This is a genomic window from Cypionkella sp. TWP1-2-1b2, assembly GCF_049896245.1.
Taxonomy (GTDB): domain Bacteria; phylum Pseudomonadota; class Alphaproteobacteria; order Rhodobacterales; family Rhodobacteraceae; genus Cypionkella.
In genome coordinates this window covers 58,130-80,020 of the sequence record NZ_JAFCTX010000022.1, presented here as the reverse complement: position 1 = coordinate 80,020, position 21,891 = coordinate 58,130, and the positions used below count along the sequence as shown (strand labels likewise).

Annotated in this window: 23 protein-coding genes, 1 tRNA gene and 1 pseudogene; 19 read left to right on the top strand and 6 right to left on the bottom strand. The window is 58.2% G+C overall.

What is annotated here, in order from left to right; all coding sequences use genetic code 11:
- Positions 1–627: 627 nt before the first annotated feature.
- Genes ACP7AP_RS15210 through ACP7AP_RS15200 form a run of 3 tightly spaced genes read right to left on the bottom strand, consistent with a single transcriptional unit; the run spans position 628 to position 2,147 of the window.
- Positions 628–1,230: an HD domain-containing protein gene (locus ACP7AP_RS15210; protein WP_426035222.1), complete on the bottom strand. Its 603-nt coding sequence runs from the start codon at positions 1,228–1,230 to the stop codon at positions 628–630.
- Positions 1,227–1,487, bottom strand: a complete 261-nt coding sequence (locus ACP7AP_RS15205) for a hypothetical protein (RefSeq protein WP_426035220.1) — start codon at positions 1,485–1,487, stop codon at positions 1,227–1,229. The genes ACP7AP_RS15210 and ACP7AP_RS15205 overlap by 4 nt, the downstream gene beginning before the upstream one ends.
- Entirely contained in the window at positions 1,488–2,147 is a 660-nt protein-coding gene (locus ACP7AP_RS15200) for an alpha/beta hydrolase (protein ID WP_426035218.1), read from the bottom strand.
- 158 nt (positions 2,148–2,305) lie between these two features.
- Between ACP7AP_RS15200 and ACP7AP_RS15195 the strand changes: the two genes are divergently transcribed.
- The 11 genes from ACP7AP_RS15195 to ACP7AP_RS15145 all read left to right on the top strand — a co-directional run bounded on the left by ACP7AP_RS15195 (position 2,306) and on the right by ACP7AP_RS15145 (position 11,594).
- Entirely contained in the window at positions 2,306–2,782 is a 477-nt protein-coding gene (locus ACP7AP_RS15195) for an Rrf2 family transcriptional regulator (protein WP_426035216.1), read from the top strand.
- Positions 2,779–3,822 (top strand): cysteine desulfurase family protein, encoded by a 1,044-nt coding sequence (locus tag ACP7AP_RS15190; RefSeq protein WP_426035214.1) that lies wholly within the window; start codon positions 2,779–2,781, stop codon positions 3,820–3,822. The genes ACP7AP_RS15195 and ACP7AP_RS15190 overlap by 4 nt, the downstream gene beginning before the upstream one ends.
- Before the next feature lie 40 nt (positions 3,823–3,862).
- A complete protein-coding gene (gene sufB / locus ACP7AP_RS15185) occupies positions 3,863–5,377 on the top strand; it encodes a Fe-S cluster assembly protein SufB (RefSeq protein ID WP_426035212.1) in 1,515 nt (504 codons plus the stop codon).
- Between the two features lie 54 nt (positions 5,378–5,431).
- Positions 5,432–6,187, top strand: coding sequence for a Fe-S cluster assembly ATPase SufC (gene sufC / locus ACP7AP_RS15180; protein ID WP_426035210.1), 756 nt, complete (start codon positions 5,432–5,434; stop codon positions 6,185–6,187).
- Positions 6,187–7,473 carry a Fe-S cluster assembly protein SufD gene (gene sufD / locus ACP7AP_RS15175; protein WP_426035208.1) on the top strand — a complete coding sequence of 429 codons (1,287 nt, stop codon included), beginning with the start codon at positions 6,187–6,189 and terminating at the stop codon, positions 7,471–7,473. The genes sufC and sufD overlap by 1 nt, the downstream gene beginning before the upstream one ends.
- Entirely contained in the window at positions 7,474–7,962 is a 489-nt protein-coding gene (locus ACP7AP_RS15170) for a Yip1 family protein (RefSeq protein ID WP_426035206.1), read from the top strand.
- Positions 7,952–8,527, top strand: coding sequence for a YIP1 family protein (locus ACP7AP_RS15165; protein ID WP_426035204.1), 576 nt, complete (start codon positions 7,952–7,954; stop codon positions 8,525–8,527). The genes ACP7AP_RS15170 and ACP7AP_RS15165 overlap by 11 nt, the downstream gene beginning before the upstream one ends.
- A gap of 2 nt (positions 8,528–8,529) precedes the next feature.
- Positions 8,530–9,750 (top strand): cysteine desulfurase, encoded by a 1,221-nt coding sequence (locus ACP7AP_RS15160; protein ID WP_426035202.1) that lies wholly within the window; start codon positions 8,530–8,532, stop codon positions 9,748–9,750.
- 44 nt (positions 9,751–9,794) lie between these two features.
- A tRNA-Arg gene (locus tag ACP7AP_RS15155) sits at positions 9,795–9,871 on the top strand.
- A 160-nt stretch (positions 9,872–10,031) separates the two neighbouring features.
- A complete protein-coding gene (gene rpe / locus ACP7AP_RS15150) occupies positions 10,032–10,715 on the top strand; it encodes a ribulose-phosphate 3-epimerase (RefSeq protein ID WP_426035200.1) in 684 nt (227 codons plus the stop codon).
- Between the two features lie 231 nt (positions 10,716–10,946).
- The gene (locus ACP7AP_RS15145; protein WP_426035234.1) at positions 10,947–11,594 is read left to right on the top strand and encodes a helix-turn-helix transcriptional regulator; all 648 of its coding nucleotides are present in this window, start codon (positions 10,947–10,949) and stop codon (positions 11,592–11,594) included.
- Between the two features lie 427 nt (positions 11,595–12,021).
- Here the strand turns inward: ACP7AP_RS15145 and tsf are convergent, their stop codons facing one another.
- Positions 12,022–12,918 carry a translation elongation factor Ts gene (gene tsf, locus ACP7AP_RS15140; protein ID WP_426035198.1) on the bottom strand — a complete coding sequence of 299 codons (897 nt, stop codon included), beginning with the start codon at positions 12,916–12,918 and terminating at the stop codon, positions 12,022–12,024.
- Between the two features lie 88 nt (positions 12,919–13,006).
- The gene (rpsB, locus tag ACP7AP_RS15135; protein WP_426035196.1) at positions 13,007–13,765 is read right to left on the bottom strand and encodes a 30S ribosomal protein S2; all 759 of its coding nucleotides are present in this window, start codon (positions 13,763–13,765) and stop codon (positions 13,007–13,009) included.
- Positions 13,766–14,027: 262 nt separating this feature from the next.
- Here rpsB and sthA point away from each other — a divergent pair, with 262 nt between their 5' ends.
- The 4 genes from sthA to ACP7AP_RS15115 all read left to right on the top strand — a co-directional run bounded on the left by sthA (position 14,028) and on the right by ACP7AP_RS15115 (position 18,211).
- Positions 14,028–15,419 (top strand): Si-specific NAD(P)(+) transhydrogenase, encoded by a 1,392-nt coding sequence (gene sthA / locus ACP7AP_RS15130; RefSeq protein WP_426035194.1) that lies wholly within the window; start codon positions 14,028–14,030, stop codon positions 15,417–15,419.
- A gap of 240 nt (positions 15,420–15,659) precedes the next feature.
- Positions 15,660–16,550 carry a PfkB family carbohydrate kinase gene (locus ACP7AP_RS15125; RefSeq protein WP_426035192.1) on the top strand — a complete coding sequence of 297 codons (891 nt, stop codon included), beginning with the start codon at positions 15,660–15,662 and terminating at the stop codon, positions 16,548–16,550.
- Entirely contained in the window at positions 16,547–17,464 is a 918-nt protein-coding gene (locus tag ACP7AP_RS15120; protein ID WP_426035190.1) for a pseudouridine-5'-phosphate glycosidase, read from the top strand. The genes ACP7AP_RS15125 and ACP7AP_RS15120 overlap by 4 nt, the downstream gene beginning before the upstream one ends.
- Before the next feature lie 57 nt (positions 17,465–17,521).
- A complete protein-coding gene (locus ACP7AP_RS15115) occupies positions 17,522–18,211 on the top strand; it encodes a DUF502 domain-containing protein (RefSeq protein ID WP_426035188.1) in 690 nt (229 codons plus the stop codon).
- Positions 18,212–18,324: 113 nt separating this feature from the next.
- Here ACP7AP_RS15115 and ACP7AP_RS15110 read toward each other — a convergent pair.
- Positions 18,325–18,548, bottom strand: a pseudogene (locus ACP7AP_RS15110) (3-hydroxybutyrate dehydrogenase); the annotation flags it as partial.
- On the opposite strand from ACP7AP_RS15110, the gene ACP7AP_RS15105 reads away from it, so the two are divergent.
- From ACP7AP_RS15105 to ACP7AP_RS15090, 4 genes are all read left to right on the top strand, one after another.
- Positions 18,447–18,773 carry a hypothetical protein gene (locus tag ACP7AP_RS15105; RefSeq protein ID WP_426035236.1) on the top strand — a complete coding sequence of 109 codons (327 nt, stop codon included), beginning with the start codon at positions 18,447–18,449 and terminating at the stop codon, positions 18,771–18,773. The pseudogene ACP7AP_RS15110 and the gene ACP7AP_RS15105 sit on opposite strands and share 102 nt — an antisense overlap.
- Positions 18,712–19,653 carry a calcium-binding protein gene (locus ACP7AP_RS15100; RefSeq protein ID WP_426035186.1) on the top strand — a complete coding sequence of 314 codons (942 nt, stop codon included), beginning with the start codon at positions 18,712–18,714 and terminating at the stop codon, positions 19,651–19,653. The genes ACP7AP_RS15105 and ACP7AP_RS15100 overlap by 62 nt, the downstream gene beginning before the upstream one ends.
- Positions 19,654–19,943: 290 nt before the next feature.
- A complete protein-coding gene (locus ACP7AP_RS15095; protein ID WP_426035184.1) occupies positions 19,944–21,770 on the top strand; it encodes an extracellular solute-binding protein in 1,827 nt (608 codons plus the stop codon).
- A 4-nt stretch (positions 21,771–21,774) separates the two neighbouring features.
- Entirely contained in the window at positions 21,775–21,891 is a 117-nt protein-coding gene (locus ACP7AP_RS15090) for an entericidin EcnA/B family protein (RefSeq protein ID WP_426035182.1), read from the top strand.

Here is a 21,891-nt window from a genome sequence, read left to right as displayed (position 1 = left end):
CAGGGCGGCGATCCTGAACCGATTTACGGCACTTGGAACGCCGCAAACTCAACGTGTGGGATGACTCTGTCCAGCGGAAGGGAAAACTCGACCTCAGGCTGATTTGTGCAACAGAGCCTGAAAATCATGTGAAAGGGAAGATGGTATGCGACGGTATACCGAATTCTTATATGCGTTTGCCAATGCTAAGATATAGGGCTGCTGTGAAGGTCCAAGCCAGCAAACAAAGCCCGAGCGCGAGATTCTTGCCGACATACAGTGTTAGCACAATGTCAGCGCAAGTGGCCGGGCCCGTATACATGCCAATAAAGAATGGCAAAGACAGAATCCCGAAAATGCAGAACTCAATCCAGCTTGGACGCGTCTGCAAACGTATGAGCCTGAACAGAATTAGAGGCGATAGCAACACGAACATCATTACGAAAACTTCTTCATCGCTTCCTTGGCCATTCATAGAATTACAAAGAAACACATCGTCGGATTGCCGAAGCGTAGTAGGATGCAAGGCTCTCCAGAACGATGGGGCTACAGTCCCGTAAAACCCATCAGTTGCGTATACAAAGCTGACGCCAGACAGAATCGTGATTGCAAGGCAGAGAACGATAGCGATGCTACGGGTGCGCGGACTCATTTTGCAAAGAACACCGAGGTTTGCGCTTTCACCCAATCCCACAGCCTCGGCGCGCCCTTGGCGATTTTGCTGCCGACGCGGGATTCCAACTGATCCGCCGTCACGTTGTAGGTGATCCAAGTGCCACCGCCCGATTGCAGGTTGGCCATCACCGGCTGCACGCGGTCCAGCGATTTGGCGAAGATGGCGTCGGGGGTAAGGGCTGCTTCAAACTCATCCCAAATGGCGCGCAGGTCGTCACGCAGGTCGGGAGGAAGCATGCCGAATATCCGATCAGCGGCGCGGGATTCGGCGGCTTGAGTGTCGGTGCTGGCATGGGCTAGGCCATTGGCGGAGTGGATCGGCACGTCGCCGACGTCGATTTCCACCAGATCATGCACCAAGAGCATCTTGATCACGCGGGAGATATCGACGCCGGGGGCGGTTTGGTCGGCCAGCACCAGCGCGTAAAGCGCGAGGTGCCAAGAATGTTCGCCAGAGTTTTCCCGCCGCGAGCCATCGCACAAAGTCGTGGCGCGCAGCACCGATTTCAGGCGATCTGCCTCATTCAGAAACGCGAATTGCGCTTCCAGACGGGTATCAGCGGGCTTGGCGCTCAATGGCCGCTCTGCATATGGGGCCCCGGCGGTGGGGCGGTGCCTTCGCGCTTGGCTTTCAGCAAAGCCTCGACGAATTTGCGCCCGCGCATCTCGGCGACGCGGACGCGGTAGGCGGTCAGGAACGCCTCTTGCATGGTGGGCGAGGCGTCGAGCAGCACTTTCGACACCTTGTCGGGTAGGCGGTGGTCGTCGAGTTCTTCCATTGCGGCGATCACGTCGCGGGCGAGCGCATCGCCCATATCCTCGACGACGCCCATTTAGCGGGTCACTTCGGTGAGACGACGCTTCACATAGCCGGAAACCGTGTCGATCATCGGCTTCATATGGGCTTCCTCATCCTTGAAGAAGTGATCGGCGCCCTCGATCTGGGTGTGGGTGATGGTGATGCCCTTCTGCTCGTGCAGTTTGTTCACCAGATTGGTGGTATCTTTCGGCGGGGCCACCTTATCGGCGGTGCCGTTGATGATCAGGCCAGACGCCGGGCAGGGCGCGAGGAAGCTGAAATCATACAGGTTCGCCGGCGGGGCGACTGAAATAAATCCGGTAATCTCGGGCCGACGCATCAGCAGTTGCATGCCGATCCACGCGCCGAAAGAGAACCCGGCCACCCAGCAATGCTTGGCGTTCTGGTTCATGCTTTGCAGGTAATCCAAAGCGCTGGCGGCATCCGACAGCTCGCCAATGCCCATGTCATATTCACCCTGCGAACGCCCGACGCCACGGAAGTTGAACCGCATCACGGTGAAGCCAAGGTTGTAAAAAGCGTAGTGCAGGTTGTAGACAACCTTGTTGTTCATCGTGCCGCCGTAAGCCGGATGCGGATGCAGCACGATGGCAATCGGCGCATCACGCTCTTTTTGCGGATGGTAACGCGCTTCGAGGCGGCCTTCTGGGCCGGCGAAAATAACTTCGGGCATGTAAGCTCCGTGCCTGTTTCTGAACGAATTGTTGACGAATTCGCTCGGATATACTAGAACCATTCTAAAGCGGCAAAACCGCTCATAGACTGGGGTTGAGTTAAGCGGACGCACCCCCGACGTCAATGGATAGTCACGAAATTGGGTGGGTGCTGGGCATGAAACTATCGACCAAGGGGCGTTACGCGATGGTAGCGCTGGCCGATCTGGCTTTGGCCGAGGTCAAAGGCAGTGATGATCTGATGTCGCTGGCGGCGATTGCCAAGCGGCAGGATCTGTCGCTGCCCTATCTGGAGCAGTTGTTCGTCAAGCTGCGCCGCGCCGGTTTGGTGGAAGCGGTGCGCGGGCCGGGAGGCGGCTACCGTCTGGCGCGCAGCCCGGATTCAATTCGGATATCTGAGGTGATGGAGGCGGTTGAGGAAAATGTCGATGCAATGCATTCGGGAGCGGGGGCCTCGGGTGGCGTGTCGGGAAGCCGAGCGCAAAGCCTGACCAATCGGCTGTGGGAGGGGCTTTCGGCGCATGTCTATGTGTTTTTGCACCAAACGCGCCTCTCGGATGTGATCGGCAACGCGATGACCCCATGCCCTGCGGTGCCTGCACTGTTCCGGGTGGTGGATGTGGTGGACGAATGAACCGGATTTACCTCGATTGGAACGCGACCACGCCGCTGCGCCTTGAAGCGCGCGCGGCGATGATTGCGGCGATGGAGGTGGTGGGCAATCCATCTTCGGTCCATGCCGAGGGGCGGGCGGCAAAGGCGTTGATGGAACGCTCGCGGCGGAAAATTGCCTCTGCGCTGGGGGCTGAGGGCGCGGATATCGTGTTCACCTCGGGGGCGACCGAGGCTGCGGCTTTGGCTTGTGCGGGGCGGGGTTTGGTCTGTGCGCAAGTGGAGCATGAGGCGGTTTCGGCGTGGTGTGAGGCAGCTCTTTCGGTGGATTCGGAAGGCCGGGTGACGGTGCTTGACCCCTCGCGGACTGCGCTGCAACTGGCGAATTCGGAGACCGGCGTGGTGCAGGATTTACCGCAAGGCTTGGCAGTTTCTGATTTGACTCAAGGCTTTGGCAAGCTGCCACTGGCGTTCAACTGGCTGGGTTGCGAGATGGGGCTTGTGTCGGCGCATAAGCTGGGTGGCCCGAAAGGCATCGGCGCTTTGGTGCTGCGGCAGGGCTTGGATGTGGCGTCCCAGTTGAAGGGCGGCGGGCAGGAAATGGGCAGGCGGGCTGGCACCGAAAACCTGATCGGCATCGCAGGCTTTGCGGCGGCGGCAGAGGCTGCTGCGCGCGATCTGGCGGATGGGGTTTGGGACCGCGTGGCTGAAATTAGAAATATTCTAGATTCAGCATTGTCCGCCATGGTATTTGAGATTATTTCAGTCGGGAATAAAGCGAAACGTTTGCCGAACACGCTGAACCTGATTGCGCCCGGCTGGAAGGGCGAAACCCAGGTGATGGCGATGGATCTGGCGGGGTTTGCGGTCTCGGCGGGGTCGGCCTGTTCCAGCGGCAAAGTGCGCGCCAGTCGGGTGCTGAAGGCGATGGGATTTGCGGATGAGGCGGCGGGTCAGGCGATCCGCATCTCGCTGGGGCCGGATGTGACAGAGACCCAAGTGCTGCGCTTTGCCGAAGCTTGGGCGCGGGACTACAAACGGATACGTTCGCGCGTCGCGTGAACTTCAGGCGGCAACGCCTTGGGATATAAGGAAGATAGTGATGGCCGAGTTAGATCTGGAAGTGCGGGATGGGGTGGATCGGGAGACGATTGAAACCGTTCATGCGATGTCTGGCACCTATAAATACGGCTGGTCAACAGAAATTGAGATGGATTACGCGCCAAAAGGTGTCTCTGAGGACATCGTGCGACTGATTTCGTCGAAGAATGAAGAACCCGAGTGGATGCTGGAATGGCGTCTGACCGCCTATCGGCGCTGGGTGCAGATGGAAGAGCCGCATTGGGCGATGCTGCACTATCCGAAAATCGACTATCAGGATCAGTATTACTACGCCAAACCGAAAAGCATGGCGGTGAAGCCGAAGTCTTTGGACGACGTTGACCCCAAAATCTTGGCCACCTACAAAAAACTCGGCATCCCTCTGAAAGAACAGCTTATTCTGGCCGGGGTTGAGGGTGCCGAGACGATGGGCGAACGTAAGGTTGCGGTTGATGCGGTGTTCGATTCCGTGTCGGTCGGCACTACGTTCAAGGCAGAACTTGCGAAAGCCGGGGTGATCTTCTGCTCGATTTCGGAAGCAATCAAGGAACACCCCGAACTGGTGAAAAAATACATCGGCTCGGTGGTGCCGCAGTCGGATAACTTCTTTGCGACGCTGAATTCGGCGGTGTTTTCTGATGGCTCGTTTGTCTACATCCCACCCGGCACCCGCTGCCCGATGGAGCTTTCGACTTATTTCCGCATCAACGCCGAGAACACCGGGCAGTTTGAACGCACACTGATAATTGCCGATAAAGGCAGCTATGTCAGCTACTTGGAAGGCTGCACGGCGCCAAAGCGCGACACCAACCAGTTGCACGCGGCGGTGGTGGAGCTGGTGATTTTGGAAGACGCCGAGGTGAAATATTCCACGGTGCAGAACTGGTATCCGGGCGATGAAAACGGCCTGGGCGGCATCTATAATTTCGTCACCAAACGCGCGGATTGCCGTGGCGACCGGGCGAAAGTGATGTGGACGCAAGTTGAGACTGGCAGCGCGATTACTTGGAAATACCCGTCCTGTATCCTGCGCGGCGATGACAGCCAAGGCGAGTTTTACTCGATTGCCATCGCCAACAACGCACAGCAGGCCGACACTGGCACCAAGATGGTGCACTTAGGCAAGCGCACGAAATCTCGTATTGTTTCCAAGGGCATATCGGCGGGCAGGGCGCAGAATACCTATCGTGGCTTGGTGTCAATGCACCCAAAAGCCACCGATAGCCGTAACTATACCCAGTGCGACAGCCTGCTGATCGGCGATAAATGCGGCGCGCATACCGTGCCTTATATCGAGGTGAAGAACAATTCCAGCCGGGTCGAACACGAAGCGACGACCAGCAAGGTGGATGACGATCAGCTGTTCTATTGCCGCTCGCGCGGAATGGACGAAGAAGAAGCGGTAGCGCTGGTGGTGAACGGCTTCTGCAAGGAAGTGTTGCAGGCGCTGCCGATGGAATTTGCAATGGAAGCGCAAAGTCTGGTTGCGATCAGCCTTGAAGGCTCGGTCGGCTAGGAATTTGTGGCGCGCGGCTCTTCAGGGCTGCGCCATAAGATGAATGAGGGAAAAATGCTCGAAATCAATAACCTGCACGTCAAACTTCAAGAAGAAGACAAAATTATTCTGCGCGGGGTTAACCTGAATATCGGCGCTGGCGAAGTGCATGCGATCATGGGGCCGAACGGCTCGGGCAAATCGACGCTGTCTTATGTGCTGTCGGGTCGTGATGGCTATCAGGTGACTGAGGGTTCGGCCAAGCTAGAGGGCCAAGAGCTGCTGGCGATGGAGCCGGAAGCACGGGCTGCTGCGGGGCTTTTTTTGGCGTTTCAGTATCCAGTGGAGATCCCCGGCGTCGGCAATATGACCTTTCTGCGCACTGCGGTAAACGCGCAGCGCAAGGCGCGTGGAGAGGCTGAAATCTCGGCGGGTGATTTCCTGAAACTGGTGCGGGAAAAGGCGAAGGCACTGCAAATTGATGCCGAGATGCTGAAGCGTCCGGTCAATGTCGGGTTCTCGGGCGGCGAAAAAAAGCGCAATGAGATCCTGCAAATGGCGATGCTGGAACCGAAGATGTGCATCTTGGATGAGACGGATTCTGGCTTAGATGTCGATGCGATGAAGCTGGTGGCGGAAGGCGTCAACGCCTTGCGTGGGGCAAGGCGTTCTTTCCTAGTTATCACGCATTATCAACGGCTTCTGGACCATATCAAACCCGATTTTGTGCATATTATGGCGGCGGGGCGGATCATCAAAACCGGCGGGCCAGAACTGGCGCTGGAAGTTGAGAACAACGGCTATGCGGACCTTTTGGCGGAGGGTGTCTGATGGCGGTTTTGCAATCAAAGCAAGATGCGTTGCAGGCGCGGATTGCCGCTTTAAGCTTTGCACCGCGGGGCTGGCTGGGGTCCGCGCGCAGCGATGCTTTGGCGCGTCTGACCGCGATGGGGCTGCCCGGCAAACGCGATGAATATTGGCGTTATACTGATCCGACCGGGCTGAACGCGGTAGAGGCTGCCTCCGTCAATCTGTTCGATCCGGGCGACGAGCCTGCACCGTTTAACGATGTGGATCGGTTGAAACTCGTGTTTGTCGATGGCGTGTTTGATGCCAGCCAGTCCGACGCTTTGGGACTGGAGGGCGTGCAGATTGAGCGGCTGTCTGATGCGGCAGAGGCCGATATTCACTGGGCGAGCGGGCTTTATGGCGTGCTGGAAACCCGTGGCCAAAACCCGGTGCAGCGGCCCTTTGCGGCGCTGAATTCAGCTTTTGCGGATGATGGCTTGCTGATCCGGGTGACGCAGACGCCAGCCAAGCCGATTTCTCTGATTTACCAGCACAAATCAATAGCTTCTGACGTGATCCTGCATCACTGCATTAAGGTGGAATCCGGCGCAGAAGTCACCATTCTGGAGAACGGTGCGGCTGCTGCCCGCTTCAATCATGTGATGGAGATTGAGGTCGCCGATGGCGCGCGCTTTCATCATATCCGGGCGCAAGGCCGGGCGCATACAAGGCAAGCGGTGACGCATCTGTTTGCCCGCATCGGCCGCAATGCCGCGTTCAAATCCTTCACTTTGACCGCGAATGGCCGTCTGACCCGCAACGATGCGGTGCTGGAACTGCTGGGTTCGGATTCGGTGGCGCATGTTGCGGGCGCGGCCTTGGGCGATGGCGACTTTCACCACGACGACACCGTGTTTATCACCCATGCCGCAGAGCGTTGCGAAAGCCGTCAGGTGTTCAAGAAAGTTCTGAAAAACGGCGCTGTTGGGGTGTTTCAGGGCAAGATTCTGGTGAAACAGGGCGCGCAGAAGACCGATGGCTATCAGATCAGCCAGGCGCTGATGCTGGATGGTGACAGCCAGTTTCTCGCCAAGCCCGAGCTGGAAATCTACGCCGATGACGTGAAATGTAGCCACGGCTCGACCTCGGGCGCGATTGATGAGACGGCTTTGTTCTACCTGCGCTCGCGCGGTGTGCCGTTGCGGCAGGCGCAGTCACTGCTGGTACTGGCCTTCCTCGCCGAGGCGATCTCGGAGATTGAGGACGAGGTGATTTCCGAAGATATCAGGGCTCGGTTGCAAAGCTGGCTGGCGCGTCACGAGCATTAAATGTCAGTGACAACCGATATTGTGCAGGCGTGGCGGCAGCCGCAAGTGGTGATGCGTAGGCATTTGCAGCGGCCCAAATCTGAGCCATTCGCGTTCAGCCTGCTGGTGGCATTTATGGTATTGGCTTTCGTGGCGCGTTGGCCTTTCCTGTCGCGGCAGACAGTGCTTCAACCCGATGTGCCGATGGTGCAGCGGTTGGTAGGGGCAGGTCTGGCGATGCTTGCATTGATCCCGGTGTGGTATCTGTTGGCGGCGGTAAGCCATTGGATTGCCAAAGCAATGGGTGGGAAGGGCAGTTACTATTCTGCGCGGCTGGCGTTGTTCGCGGCGCTTCTGGCGGTGACGCCGGGGATGCTGTTGCAAGGGCTTGTCGCGGGGATGATCGGGCCGGGTCTGCAAGCCAATCTGGTGGCAGCGCTGGTCGGATTGGGCTTTGTGTGGATCTGGATGTCGATGTTGCGGGAAGCGGAGCGTGGCGATGCAAGCTGATCTGACGCTTTTGCTGCAACAAAGTCTACAAAGCCCCCGCAGTGCCGCCCGCCGCTTGCTGGATTGGCAGTTTCCGGCATCGACGGCGGTTCTGGCGATCGCGCTGATGGCGGTGATTTCGGCCGGACTGACGGGTGTTTCCATGTTGGTGGCACCCGAGCAGCTCGATCCTAACATCCTGCAAATGTTCCAAAATCCTCTGCAAGTTGCCTTTCTTCAAGGCCTTGTGATGGTTGCAATGGCGATGCTGGTGCAAGGCATTGGGCGGATGTTCGGGGGCAGGGGCCGCTTGACCGATGCGCTGGTTTTGATCGCTTGGACCGAGGCATTGCTGAGCCTGTTGCAACTGGGGCAGATTGTGCTGGTGGTGTTGTCGCCGTCTTTGGCCGCCGCTTTGGGCCTGTTCGGACTGGTGTTGTTTCTCTGGGTGTTAGCGAGTTTTATCGCCGAGTTGCACGGGTTTGCCTCGGCTGGCAAAGTGCTGTTGGGTCTAATCGCCACGGTGTTTGTGCTGGCGTTCGCGATGGCGGTGCTGACGGTCGCAGTCGTAGGAGTGAAAGGCTGATCATGTATGATATCGCAAAAATTCGCAGTGATTTCCCGATCTTGGCGCGGCAAGTCAATGGCAAGCCGCTGGTTTACTTAGACAATGGCGCGTCTGCGCAAAAGCCCAAAGCGGTGATTGATGCGGTGAACCAAGCTTATTCGATGGAATATGCGAATGTTCACAGGGGTTTGCACTACCTTTCTAATCTTGCGACCGACAAGTATGAGGCCACACGCGGCAAGATTGCGCGGTTTCTGAACGCCGGGTCCGAGCATGAGATTGTCTTTACCACGGGGGCGACCGAAGGCATCAATCTGATCTCTTACGCTTGGGCTGCACCGCGGTTTCAGGCGGGCGATGAGATCGTGCTGTCGATCATGGAGCATCACGCCAATATCGTGCCGTGGCATTTCCTGCGCGAACGCTTGGGGGTGGTGCTGAAATGGGTCGAGGTTGATGACAAGGGTGATCTCGACCCGCAAGCGGTGCTGGATGCGATCACACCGCGCACCAAGTTGATCGCAATTACCCATATGTCCAATGTGTTAGGCACCGTTGTTGATGTCACTGCGATCTGCCGGGGGGCGCAAGAGCGGGGGGTTCCGGTGCTGGTTGACGGCAGCCAAGCGGTGGTGCATAGCGCGGTGGATGTGCAAGCCATAGGCTGCGATTTCTATGCCATCACCGGGCATAAACTATACGGGCCGAGTGGTTCCGGGGCGATGTTCATCAAAGCGGATCGGATGGCCGAGATGCGGCCCTTCCTCGGTGGCGGCGATATGATCCGCGAGGTGACGCGCGACAGCGTGACCTATAACGACCCGCCGATGAAGTTTGAGGCTGGCACGCCGGGCATCGTGCAGCAGATCGGCCTGGGCGTGGCACTGGACTATCTCTCGGGTCTTGGTATGGCGAATATTGCCGCCCATGAGCGCGGTTTGCGGGACTATGCCCGCGCGAAACTGGCTGGGCTGAACTGGCTGACCGTGCAAGGAACGTCAGAAACCAAAGGCGCGATTTTCTCTTTTATACTGCAAGGTCAAGCCCATGCGCATGATATCTCAACCGTGCTGGACAAGCGTGGTATTGCGGTGCGGGCGGGCACGCATTGCGCGATGCCATTGATGCAGCATTTCGGTGTCGGGTCAACTTGCCGGGCGTCGTTCGGGCTTTACAACACCACTGAGGAAGTCGACGCGCTGATCTCGGCTTTGGAGCTGTGTCACGAACTTTTTGGCTGATTTTGCGTTGCAGCCCAAGGCCGTAACCGTTATAGCAATAGTAGGCACCCATAGCTCAGCTGGATAGAGTGTCGCCCTCCGAAGGCGAAGGTCGCACGTTCGAATCGTGCTGGGTGCACCAACTCTCTTAAATCTTGGAAGTTCACGATAGGGCATATGTTTGTCTGGGTGCATCCTTTTATCCTGTAATGATAATTATGTAATATGTATGGTATCTAGGACTGGACCAAACCGCGTGAATTGGGCTATGAACCCGCAACTTGCCCCAGATGGAACCTGCCATGACTTTCAGCCGCCAAATCAAGATTGCGCCCTCTATCCTTGCGGCCGACTTTGCCAACTTTGGGGCTGAGTGTCGCGCGATTGAGGATCAGGGTGCGGATTGGGTGCATGTTGATGTGATGGATGGGCATTTTGTGCCGAACATCACTTTTGGGCCTGCGACCTGTGCGGCGATCCGGCCGCATATCAAGGGTTTCATGGATGTGCATCTGATGATCGCTCCGGTCGACGCCTACATCGAGGCGTTTGCTGAGGCTGGTGCGGATCTGATCTCGGCGCATCTGGAGGCTGGGCCGCATATTCACCGCACCTTGCAAGCCATTCGGGCGACGGGGAAAATGGCGGGTCTGGCAATCAATCCGGGCACTGGGATTGAGGCTGTGGTGCATCTTTTGGACATGGTGGATATGGTCTGCGTGATGACGGTCAATCCGGGGTTTGGTGGGCAGAAGTTTATTCATTCGCAGATTGAGAAAATCCGTACATTGCGCAAGATGATTGGGGACCGCCCGATTCATATCGAGATTGACGGCGGCGTGACGGTGGAGACGGCTCCGTTGGTGGTGGCTGCGGGCGCGGATGTACTGGTCGCGGGATCTGCGGTGTTCAAGGGCGGCTCGGTGGGTAATCCTGCACCTTACGGCGTGAATATTGCGGCAATCCGGGCGTCGGCAACAGCTTAGCCCACAACCCTGCCCTGTATTCTGCTCGACTTGCGGCGGTTTCCGGCCTATGGATCAGAGCGGGGATACAGCCGGACGGGACAGATCGTGACAGCAGGCTATGCGCTGTTGGTGAATATTGCGCAAAGCACCAGTGCCGACGATGTCTGGCGGCTGGCGACGCGGTATTTTGCCTCGCTGGGGTTTGGGTTGGTGAATTAGGGCTTTACCCGGTTTCGATCCACCCGCACCATTGGCGACCCGGATGATGCGCTGTTTCTGACCACTGGCAGCGACGCCTATGCCAAGGGCTATTTCCGCAATGGGTTCTATGCCAAGACCTCGGCGTTTCGCTGGGCGCAGAGCAATGAAGGGGCCTGCACCTGGACTTGGGTGCGCGAGGCGATGCTGGCGGGCAAGCTTTCGCCAGAGGAAATCGAGACCGTGAAGCACAACGTTGCCATGGGCATCACGGCGGGAATTTCCATCAGTTTTCCAGAGACATCTGCGCGGGCTAAGGGCGCGCTGGGGCTGATCGCTGATCCGGGGATCAGTGCAGAAGCCGTAGATGCGCTGTTTGCCGAGAAACATGATGAGTTGCTGGCCGTCGCCAATATGCTGCATCTGCGGCTGATCCAACTGCCGTTTTCTAACCGTCGCCGCGCCTTGACTGCCCGCCAGCGTGAGGCTTTGGAATGGGTTGCTGATGGCAAGACCAGTCAGGATGTTGCCATGCTGATGGGGGTTTCGGCGGCGATGGTGGAAAAGCATCTGCGCCTTGCGCGTGATACTTTGTCGGTGGACACCACGGCACAGGCCGTTGCGAAAGCAGCCCTGATGAACCTGATCTTTCAGCGCAATCCAACCGATGCCAGCCCGGTTCCTGTGGCCGCAAGGTAAGGATTCCCCGACTAGGCCACGCTTGGGTAAACTGACATTCTAATCTTGTTCCGTGAGTAAAGGCTTCGGCCTTTGGGACAGCAGGCGATGTCGGTTTGCATTTTCAGACAGGACATCTCTGCAAAAATTGGGGGCGCTCCCCCTGCCCTGGTCCGGCGTTGCGGCTTATTCAGCCCGCAGTGCCTTGCAGTTGCGCTGATCCTCATCCCCGTGGTGCGGCGCAGGACGGCACAGCCCCCGGAGCTGTGCCGTCTGTTTCATTTTTGCGGGATGCGCATTGCCTCAGGCAAAGCGTGCAAATTTTTCCCCGCTGGGAGTGACTTGTGCTTTTGATGTCATTATGGCTCGTTTTACACAACATATAGTGTGAAAAAGCAAAGGGGCTGGTGTTGCCACCAGCCCCCTGCCCTGAAACCTGCCCGAAAGATCAGGCCGAAACCATTTTCGCAACTTCGGCTGCGAAATCTTCTTTCTCTTTCTCGATGCCTTCGCCGACGCCCATACGGACGAAACCGAGAATCTCAACGCCAGCTTGCTTGGCCGCTTCGGCGACGGTGATTTCGGGGTTCATCACGAACATCTGGCCCATCAGGGTGTTCTCGGCGAGGAATTTCTTCATCCGGCCGGGAATGATGTTGTTCTGGATCACTGCATCGGGTTTTGGCTTGGCCGAGGCTGCGTTTTCTTCCAAAGCTTTGGAAGTTTGCACTGCCAATTCACGCTCGACCACAACCGGGTCAAGATCGGCTTCGGACAGTGCCAGCGGGTTGGTGGCCGCGACATGCATCGCGACTTGCTTGGCAAACGTATGCTCGCTGCCCTTGATCGCCACCAGCACGCCGATGCGGCCAAGACCGTCAGCCACCGAGTTGTGAACGTAGGCGGCTACATGATCGCCCTCAATCGAGGCCATGCGGCGCAGGTTCATGTTTTCGCCAATGGTTGCAACAGCTTCCGAAATCACGATGTGAACGGGTTGGCCAGCCAGATCGGCATTTTTCAGCTCTTCAAGATTATGCGCGCGGAAAGCGGTTTTGGTGATGTTATGCACCATCGCCTGGAAGTCAGCGTTTTTGCCAACGAAGTCGGTTTCCGAGTTGATCTCAACCGCCACGCCACGCCCGCCGGCAACGGCGATGCCAACCAGACCTTCGGCGGCCACACGATCCGCTTTCTTCGCGGCTTTCGCCAAACCCTTGGTGCGCAGCCAATCGACGGCGGCTTCCATGTTGCCTTCGGTTTCAACCAAGGCTTTTTTCGCGTCCATCATGCCTGCGCCGGTGGAATCACGCAGTTCTTTAACCATTTGAGCGGTTACGGTCATGTTCAGTCTCCTGAAATTCAAGAAATGAGTGCGGCGGGAACCGGGCCTAAGCCGTATCCCCGCCGTGTATCAGTCGCGTAAAGCCAGATCAGGCGTCAGCGATAGCTTCTTCTTCCGGTGCGGTTTCCAAAGCGCCAAGGTCGATACCAGCGGCGCCCATTTGTGCCGACATACCGTCGAGGGCAGCTTTGGCGATCAGCTCGCAATAAAGCTGAATTGCGCGGGCAGCGTCGTCGTTGCCGGGGATCACGTGGGTGACGCCTTTGGGCGAGTTGTTGGTGTCAACGATGCCAACGACCGGGATGCCCAGCTTTTGCGCTTCAAGGATCGCGAGATCTTCTTTGCCCACGTCAATGACCACGATCAGATCGGGGGTGCCGCCCATTTCGCGGATGCCGCCAAGCGAGGCTTGCAGCTTGGACTGGTCGCGTTCCATCATCAAACGCTCTTTTTTGGTCAGGCCTTCGCCGCCTGCACCCAGAAGTTCGTCAATGGTTTTCAGACGCGCGATCGACTGGGAAACGGTTTTCCAGTTGGTCAGCGTACCACCGAGCCAGCGGTGGTTCATGTAGAATTGTGCGCAACGCTCGGCAGCTTCAGCAACTGGCTTTTGGGCCTGGCGCTTGGTGCCGACGAACAGGATGCGGCCGCCTTTGGCGACGGTATCGCGCACGACTTTCAGCGCCTGATCCAGCAAAGGAACGGTCTGCGTCAGGTCTAGAATGTGGATGCCATTGCGGTCACCGTAGATATACGGGCCCATTTTGGGGTTCCAGCGTGCGGTCTGGTGGCCGTAGTGAACGCCTGCTTCAAGCAGCTGACGCATGGAGAACTCGGGAAGAGCCATGTCTTATCCTTTTCCGGTTTAATCCTCGGCGAAGCTGTCTTAGACCTTGCGGTCCAACCGGCGGAGTTTACGGGATTTCTCCCCGCAAAGCCCAAGCCTCACCTGTGAAGTGAGGCGGCTTTAGCCGAAGGTCGGCAGGGATGCAAGTGGATTAGGCAGAAAACCCATGTTCACAGAATTTGCATGATGTGGGGGTAACAGTAACCTTGTTTTAGCGGGGGCGAAGTGGCTTTGCTTTGATGAAATGCCCAAAGGAATACAGATGGAATTCGTGGATATGTTGGTGATCGGCTCGGGTCCTGCCGGGCGCAGGGCGGCGGTGCAATCGGCCAAACTGGGCAAATCGGTGCTGGTGGTGGACAAGGGGCGGCGGTTGGGCGGGGTGTCGGTGCATACGGGCACCATTCCGTCAAAGACCCTGCGTGAGACGGTTTTGAACCTGTCGGGCTGGCGCGAGCGTGGGTTTTATGGGCGCGGCTACCGGGTGAAAAAGGACATTCAGGCGATTGATCTGGTGGAGCGTTTGCACAAGACTTTGGATCACGAGGTTGAGGTGTTGCAGCACCAGTTCATGCGCAACACGGTGCAAAGCATTTTTGCCACCGCGCGGTTTGTCAGTGCCAATCAGGTGGAGTTGACGACGGAAGCGGGTGAGGTCAGTCAGGTCGGCTTCAAGCACGCTTTGATCGCGGTGGGGACGCGGCCGCACCGGCCAGATAACGTGCCGTTTGATAAGACCCGCGTGTTTGATAGCGATGAGTTTCTGGAACTGGAGCGGATTCCGCGCAGTTTGACGGTGATTGGCGGCGGGGTGATTGGCGTCGAATATGCCACGATCTACTCGGCTTTGGATGTGCCGGTGACGCTGATTGAGGCGCGCGATGCGATCCTGGATTTCGTGGATCGTGAGATTTGCGATGATTTCATCCATCAGATGCGCGAGCGCGGGATGAACATCCGGCTTGGGTCTGCGGTGAAAGAGATTGCGTCGGGCGCGGGCGGTGTCGATGTGACGCTGATGGATGGGCGGCGGGTTCACTCCGAGATTCTGCTTTATGCGGCGGGACGGACGGGGAATGTGGCGTCATTAAACCTTGAGGCGGTGGGGATTGAGGTGGACAGCCGCGGGCGATTGAAAGTTGATCCGCATACGTTTCAGACAAGCGTGCCGAATATCTATGCGGCGGGGGATGTGATTGGGTTTCCAAGCCTCGCCTCGACCTCGATGGAACAGGGGCGGGTTGCGGCCTGTCATGCGTTTGGTATCATTTTGCCCCCGCCGCCGGAGACCTTCCCCTATGGCATCTATGCGGTGCCCGAGATTTCCACGGTGGGGTTGTCGGAAGAACAGGTGCGTGCGCAGGGGATTGCTTATGAATGCGGCATCGCGCGGTTTCGCGAAACCTCGCGCGGGCATATCATGGGGGTGGCGGCGGGGTTTCCGAAGCTGATTTTCGATATGAACACCCGGCGTCTGCTGGGCGCGCATATTGTAGGTGAAGGGGCGACCGAGTTGATCCATATCGGCCAAGCGGTGATCAACCTGCATGGCACGGTGGATTTCTTTGTGCAGAACACGTTTAATTATCCGACTTTGGCCGAAGCTTATAAGGTGGCTGGCTTGAATGCTTGGAACCGGATGGGGCAGGCTTGAGCCGAAGCGAAAGAAAACGCTCCGGGGGAGCGTTTTCCGCTTCGTTGCGTGTAAGGCGGAACGCCGTCGCGCAAGGGGGTTTGCCCCACAAACCGAACATCAGGTAATCTGGCCGCGCCTGACTGGGCTGGCGCAATCGCGCCTGCCGAGGGGCAGGCAGGCGCGGCCAGATTTGTCTGCGGCCAAATCTGGCAAGCGGGACCGCTTGAAATTCCCACCCAGTCTTGCGATGACACAGCCATGACACCAGACATCCTCTGCATCGGGTCCGTTTTATGGGACATCATTGGCCGCTCATCCATCGCGATGCGGCTTGGCTCTGACGTGCCCGGTCGGATCACCCGGTTGCCGGGGGGCGTTGCGATGAATATTGCGATGACGCTGGCGCGGTTTGGGCTGATCCCTGCCCTGCTGTCTGCGGTGGGTCAGGATGAGGAAGGCGATGAGCTGGTGGCGGCTTGCCTGCGCATGGGCATGATGACAGATCAGCTTTACCGATCAGAAGACCTGCCGACCGACATCTACATGGCAATCGAGGGCGGCAATGGCCTGATCGCGGCCATCGCCGATGCACATTCGCTGGAGGCGGCTGGCGACAAGATTTTGCGCCCGCTTGCCGATGGCCGATTGGGGTCGGCGGAGAATCCGTGGTCGGGCATGGTGGCTTTGGATGGCAATCTGACAGTTGCACTGTTGTCCGAGATCGCGCATTCGCCGCTGTTTGCCCGTGCTGACCTGCGTGTCGCTCCGGCCAGCCCCGGAAAGGCGGAACGGCTGTTGCCGCTGCTGAACCATCCGACTGCGACCCTTTATGTGAACCTTGAGGAAGCGGGTCTGATTGGCCATGCGCACTATGACACCGCCGCTGACGCTGCCGAGGGGTTGCTTTTGCATGGTGCGGCGCATGTGCTGGTGACCAATGGCGGCAAGGCCTGCGCCGAGGGACGCCATGGCGCGGGCGTGATCACTGCCGCACCACCGCCCGTGATGGTGACGCGGATTACCGGAGCGGGCGATACCTTCATGGCGGCGCATATCGTTGCCGAACGTCAAGGCTGCGCGCGTGAGGCCGCACTTGCCGCAGCGCTGCAAGCTGCCGCTATCTATGTTTCAGGAGAACAACCGTCATGAATGATCTGCTTAGCTTCTCGCCCGAAGTCGCCGCCGCCCGGGCCGCTGGCACCGCTATTGTGGCGCTGGAATCCACCATCATCACGCATGGGATGCCGTTTCCGCAGAATGTTCAGGCAGCCCGCGCAGTTGAGGCTGAAATCCGCGCGCATGGGGCGACCCCGGCAACGATTGCTGTGATGCGTGGGCGTATTCTGATCGGGCTGACCGATCAACAACTGGATGCTTTGGGTCAGGCGCCCGAGGTGATGAAAATCTCGCGCGCTGATATTGCGGCCTGTATTGCCAAGGGCGCTGTGGGGGCGACGACGGTGGCGGCGACGATGATCTGCGCGCGTCTGGCCGGGATTGATGTGTTTGCCACGGGCGGCATTGGTGGCGTGCATCGCGGGGCGGAGTTGTCGTTTGATATTTCCGCCGATCTGCCGGAACTGGGAGAAACCGCTGTGACGGTGATTGCGGCGGGGGCGAAAGCCATCCTCGATCTGCCGAAAACGCTGGAATATCTGGAAACCAAGGGCGTGCCGGTGATCGCCTTCGGGCAAGATGCGTTCCCGGCGTTCTGGTCGCGGGATTCCGGGCTGAAAGCACCGCTGCGGATGGATACGGCGGCAGAGATTGCGGCGGCGCAACTGATGCGGACGCGGTTGGGTCTGCCGGGGGGGCAGTTGGTGGCCAATCCGATCCCGCTCGCCGATGAAATCCCGCGCGATGAGATCAATCCGGCGATTGAGCAGGCTCTGTCTGAGGCGGCTGCACAGGGGATCGCTGCGAAAGAGGTCACCCCCTTCCTGCTGCAGCGCATCTTCGAGTTGACCGCTGGCCGCTCGCTTGTCTCCAACATCGCCCTTGTTTTGAACAACGCGCGGCTGGGGGCTGCGATTGCGCGCGAAATTGTCGTGCAGCGCGGGTAAAGCCATTGTGATGATGCGGGCGGCTGCTTAGGTTGCCGGGAAAACCAAGGAGCTTTTATGTCCGACCCCCATCCGCGCCGCTCTATGCTTGCCGGCTTTCGGTCCTCGTTCCTGACGGGCCTTGTCGTGGTGCTGCCGGTCGGTTTGACGATTTATGTCGTCTGGGGGGTGATCGGCTATATTGATGGCTGGATCCTGCCACTGATCCCGCACAATTATCAGCCCGAGGCTTTGCTGCACCGCTGGTTCGGGCCGGAAGTGAACTTTCCGGTGCGCGGTGTGGGTGTGCTGGTGTTTTTGGTGTTCACCGCCCTTGTCGGCTGGCTGGCGCGGGGCTTGATTGGGCGCACCGTGATGCGGCAGGCCGAAACGGTGGTGGACCGCGTGCCACTGGTGCGGTCGGTCTATTCGGGGTTGAAACAGATCACCGAGACGTTCTTTGCGAAGTCTGAGAAAAGCTTTGATCGCACCTGTCTGGTCGAGTTTCCCCGTGCTGGCTATTGGGCGGTGGGGATGGTGGCGACCACCCCGAAGGGCGAGATTGCCGCCAAGCTGCCGGGGGGCACGCCGATGGTGGCGGTGTTTGTCGGGCTGACCCCGATGACCTCGGGGATGCTGCTGTTCGTGCCGGAACGCGACGTGATTTTTCTGGATATGAAGGCGGATGAGGCGGTGAAAATGATCGTCTCGGCAGGGCTGGTCTATCCGCAGGCGAAGGAAACCGTGGCGGCACTGGCTGCAAGGTAGCGGTTGTCCACGCGTGGACAGGCTTGCGGTTTGTGTGTTTTCAAAGGGTTAGAGAGGTGGCGTTCATCTTCGGTTAACCTTTGGGCGGTGCGTGCAAGCACGCACCCTGCCATTCACAATGCCGTCCAACCGCCATTGACCGAGATCGTGGTGCCGCCAATCTGCTCTGCCGTGGCAAACTGCCGTGGCAAACTGCCGTGACGGCGGGCAGCATCACCTCCCGAATGACAGTCTTATGATCGGTGTCGTGGACCTTCATCTGATCGGGGATCTGCGCGTTGGGCAGCGGCGTCAGCACGTAGCCGCGGCAGCTTGCTTTGGAGGTGATGCCCTGCCCGCGCAGGCAAGGGCCGGAACTGGTTTGCGTGCCAAAATCAACGTAATTTTAGCCAAATTGCGCCGATACAACGCCACAGTGCCAAGCCATAACCGTTGGCAACGTTTAACACACAGCGCGCGGGCCATCTGGCATCGGCGCTTTGATCCAAAGGACTACGGCGATGCCAGACACCACGATGACGCTGACCTCAACGCTTTATGTGATGCGGATGATGACCTCTGAGACCACCGCGATCGAAGTGACGATCCGGGGCGTTGGTCTTAGCTATGATACCGAAACCGGGCGGCTGCTTGGTGGCGAGATCGACGATGTGGTGCTGACCAGCTACCTGACTTCGGGCAAAAAGCCGCAACAGGAATGGGTGCAGCAGGTCAGTGGCATCGGCTACAGCGCCGACAAGATGGCCGAGCTGTTGGGCGACAGTTTTTGGAACCACAGCAAAGTGATGATGGAGCGCTTTGAAAAGCTGATCAACCTGCATGATGCGACCTCTTACAGCTATTTCTCGAAGGAAAAATCCTACACCTCGGCGACAGATTATAATGACAAGCTGGTCGGCTCGAAATTCGCCGATATCATCGAAGCCAATGGCGGCGATGACAAGGTCTATGGCGGCAAGGGCAATGATCATCTGGACGGCGGCAAGGGCGATGACTTGCTGAATGGCGGCCAAGGCAACGATTGGCTGACCGACGACAACGGGCGCAACAGCCTGTTTGGCGGCGTTGGCCACGATACGATGCGCGGCGGCGGTGATAATGATCTGCTGAGCGGCGGCAAGGGCAATGATCTGATCTTTGGCAATGGTGGCGATGATATTGCCAGCGGTGGACGCGGCAGCGATGCTTTCGTGTTCAACGCCAAACAGGCCGGACATCTGACTGTTCAGGATCTTGATGCCTCGGATGTGCTGGTCAATCTGTTGGCGGGGTCGGCTGAGGAAGCCTATAAGGATTTTCTGGAACATGCCGAGCAGTTCGGCAGGACCGTACTATACCATTATGGTGAGATCACGGTGATTTTGAACAACGTCGATCTGCACGCGCTGGAGGTGAAAAATTTCGCCGATGGATCAAGCGTGAAAGAGGCGGGGCTGCTGTAAGCACCCTGCCCTGAACCCCCGGCCCTGAACACAGCGCCAAAAGGCCCTCGGTTTCCGGGGGTCTTTTTGTTTTCATAGGATAGTTTGCGGGCATGCCGCCCAAAAAAAACGCCCGCACGAAGCGGGCGTTAAGTTATTGAGGCAGGTTTCATACAGGCAAGAAACCTATCGAGCAGTAGGTATCTTATAGCCCTGTTGCGGGCGCACTCCAAGTTAAAAGTTTGAAAAGGTTGGATTGCCCGCATAGGTTGGGGATCAATAAAAACAGGCTGCGGGGGATTGTTGCCAGAATGAACCGGGATTTTTTCGCTATTTTGCGCAGCTTTGGGCTTGGTCTGGCGCTGGTTTCTGTTGTGGGAATCGGGGGGGGATTCGCGCAAGCGCAGCCGACGCATGGCATAGCTATGTATGGCGAGCCTGCGCTGCCACCGGATTTTGTGTCGCTGCCCTATGCCAACCCCGATGCCCCGAAGGGGGGCCGTATCGTTACGGGCGAGAACGGCAGTTACGATTCAATGAACCCGTTCATCCTGAAGGGCCGCGCGCCGAGTGGGATTTCTTTGTTCACCACCGAGACGCTTTTGGGGCGTTCCTTTGATGAGCCGTTCTCACTGTATGGGATTCTGGCCGAATCGGTCGAGACGGATGCGGCCCGGACCTACGTGGAATTTACTTTGCGTGAGGCTGCAAAATTCTCGGACGGCAGCCCGGTGACGGTGGAAGATGTGCTGTGGTCGTTTGAAACCTTGGGAACATTGGGCAATCCGCGCTATGCGCCGGCGTATCAGGCGGTGGCGAAGGCCGAGAAAACCGGTGTCCGGTCCGTGAAGTTCACCTTTGGGGCCGAGAATCGCGAACTGCCGTTGCTGCTGGGGATGCGCCCGGTTTTGCAAAAGGCGCAATGGGTGGGGCGGGATTTCAGTGCAACGACGATGGAGCCGCCGATTGGGTCGGGGCCCTATGTGGTCGATAAATTCGAGGCCGGGCGTTTTGTCAGCTATAAGAAAAACCCGGATTGGTGGGGCCGTGATCTGCCGTTCTACAAGGGGATGCACAATTTCGATGAGATAAGGGTGGAGTATTTCGGCAACCCGGATGTGCATTTTGAGGCGTTCAAATCCGGCGATCTGAGCAGTTACCGTGAGACCAATCCGATGAAGTGGCAGCAGAACTACGGCTTTCCTGCCGTGGTGTCGGGCGATGTGGTGAAATCGGAAATCCCGCATCAGCGGCCTTCGGGGATTGACGGCTTTGTGTTCAACACCCGTAAGCCAATTTTTGCCGATTGGCGGGTGCGCGAGGCGCTGATCGACGTGTTCAACTTCGAGCTTATCAACCAGACCCTCAACGGCGGGGCGGTGCCGCGAATCACCAGCTATTACAGCAACTCTGTGCTTGCGGGCGATGTGGCGAACCCGGCGCAGGGCAAGGTTCTGGCGCTGTTGCAGGCGCATAAGGCCGATCTGCTGCCCGGCGCGATTGAGGGCTTTGCGCTGCCGGTCTCGGATGGCAAACCGAGCAACCGGGCGAATTTACGCCGCGCCAATGCGCTGCTGGAAGAAGCCGGATGGACGGTGCAGGATGGCGTGTTGAAGGATGCCAAGGGGGTGCCGTTTACGTTTGAAATCCTGCTGAGCAATGGCGCGGATGATTATATCGCGGCCGCCAACATCTATATCGAGGCCTTGGCGCAGGTGGGTATTGCAGCCAAGCTGACCACGGTGGATGCAGCCCAATACACCGAGCGCACCAACCTTTATGATTTCGACATGACGCAGCAGATCATCGCTTTGTCGCTGTCGCCGGGGACCGAGCAGTTGCGCTATTGGGGGGCTGCCAATGGCGTGGCGCCGGGGTCGCGGAATTGGGCGGGGATCAACTCGCCTGCGGTGGATGGGCTGGTGCAGACCATGCTGTCCTCGGTGGATCGCACGGATTTTGTGGCGGCAGTGCAGGCACTGGATCGGGTTCTGACCTCGGGGCGCTATGTGGTGCCGGTGTGGTATCAAAATATTGGCCGCATCGCGCATGCCAAGCAGTTGCATTTCCCGGCGAAATTGCCAATTTACGGCGACTGGCCGGGGTTTCAGCCCGAGGTCTGGTGGTATCAGGAGTAAACCGATGCGCAAAATGATGATGATGCTGGTGCTGACTGCGCTGACGGGGTGTGGCACGGTTGACGGCATGGGCCGCGATGTTTCGGCGGGCGCGCAGCGGGTCGGCGGTTGGTTTAACTGA

Bases quoted from the DNA above. Each gene is read 5' to 3' on its own strand.
- ACP7AP_RS15205 (WP_426035220.1), bottom strand. From the start codon at position 1,487: ATGGGCGTCGTCGAGGATATGGGCGATGCGCTCGCCCGCGACGTGATC.
- ACP7AP_RS15200 (WP_426035218.1), bottom strand. From the start codon at position 2,147: ATGCCCGAAGTTATTTTCGCCGGCCCAGAAGGCCGCCTCGAAGCGCGT.
- ACP7AP_RS15195 (WP_426035216.1), top strand. From the start codon at position 2,306: ATGAAACTATCGACCAAGGGGCGTTACGCGATGGTAGCGCTGGCCGAT.
- ACP7AP_RS15190 (WP_426035214.1), top strand. From the start codon at position 2,779: ATGAACCGGATTTACCTCGATTGGAACGCGACCACGCCGCTGCGCCTT.
- sufB (WP_426035212.1), top strand. From the start codon at position 3,863: ATGGCCGAGTTAGATCTGGAAGTGCGGGATGGGGTGGATCGGGAGACG.
- sufC (WP_426035210.1), top strand. From the start codon at position 5,432: ATGCTCGAAATCAATAACCTGCACGTCAAACTTCAAGAAGAAGACAAA.
- sufD (WP_426035208.1), top strand. From the start codon at position 6,187: ATGGCGGTTTTGCAATCAAAGCAAGATGCGTTGCAGGCGCGGATTGCC.
- ACP7AP_RS15170 (WP_426035206.1), top strand. From the start codon at position 7,474: ATGTCAGTGACAACCGATATTGTGCAGGCGTGGCGGCAGCCGCAAGTG.
- ACP7AP_RS15165 (WP_426035204.1), top strand. From the start codon at position 7,952: ATGCAAGCTGATCTGACGCTTTTGCTGCAACAAAGTCTACAAAGCCCC.
- ACP7AP_RS15160 (WP_426035202.1), top strand. From the start codon at position 8,530: ATGTATGATATCGCAAAAATTCGCAGTGATTTCCCGATCTTGGCGCGG.
- rpe (WP_426035200.1), top strand. From the start codon at position 10,032: ATGACTTTCAGCCGCCAAATCAAGATTGCGCCCTCTATCCTTGCGGCC.
- tsf (WP_426035198.1), bottom strand. From the start codon at position 12,918: ATGACCGTAACCGCTCAAATGGTTAAAGAACTGCGTGATTCCACCGGC.
- rpsB (WP_426035196.1), bottom strand. From the start codon at position 13,765: ATGGCTCTTCCCGAGTTCTCCATGCGTCAGCTGCTTGAAGCAGGCGTT.
- sthA (WP_426035194.1), top strand. From the start codon at position 14,028: ATGGAATTCGTGGATATGTTGGTGATCGGCTCGGGTCCTGCCGGGCGC.
- ACP7AP_RS15125 (WP_426035192.1), top strand. From the start codon at position 15,660: ATGACACCAGACATCCTCTGCATCGGGTCCGTTTTATGGGACATCATT.
- ACP7AP_RS15120 (WP_426035190.1), top strand. From the start codon at position 16,547: ATGAATGATCTGCTTAGCTTCTCGCCCGAAGTCGCCGCCGCCCGGGCC.
- ACP7AP_RS15115 (WP_426035188.1), top strand. From the start codon at position 17,522: ATGTCCGACCCCCATCCGCGCCGCTCTATGCTTGCCGGCTTTCGGTCC.
- ACP7AP_RS15105 (WP_426035236.1), top strand. From the start codon at position 18,447: ATGATCGGTGTCGTGGACCTTCATCTGATCGGGGATCTGCGCGTTGGG.
- ACP7AP_RS15100 (WP_426035186.1), top strand. From the start codon at position 18,712: ATGCCAGACACCACGATGACGCTGACCTCAACGCTTTATGTGATGCGG.
- ACP7AP_RS15095 (WP_426035184.1), top strand. From the start codon at position 19,944: ATGAACCGGGATTTTTTCGCTATTTTGCGCAGCTTTGGGCTTGGTCTG.
- ACP7AP_RS15090 (WP_426035182.1), top strand. From the start codon at position 21,775: ATGCGCAAAATGATGATGATGCTGGTGCTGACTGCGCTGACGGGGTGT.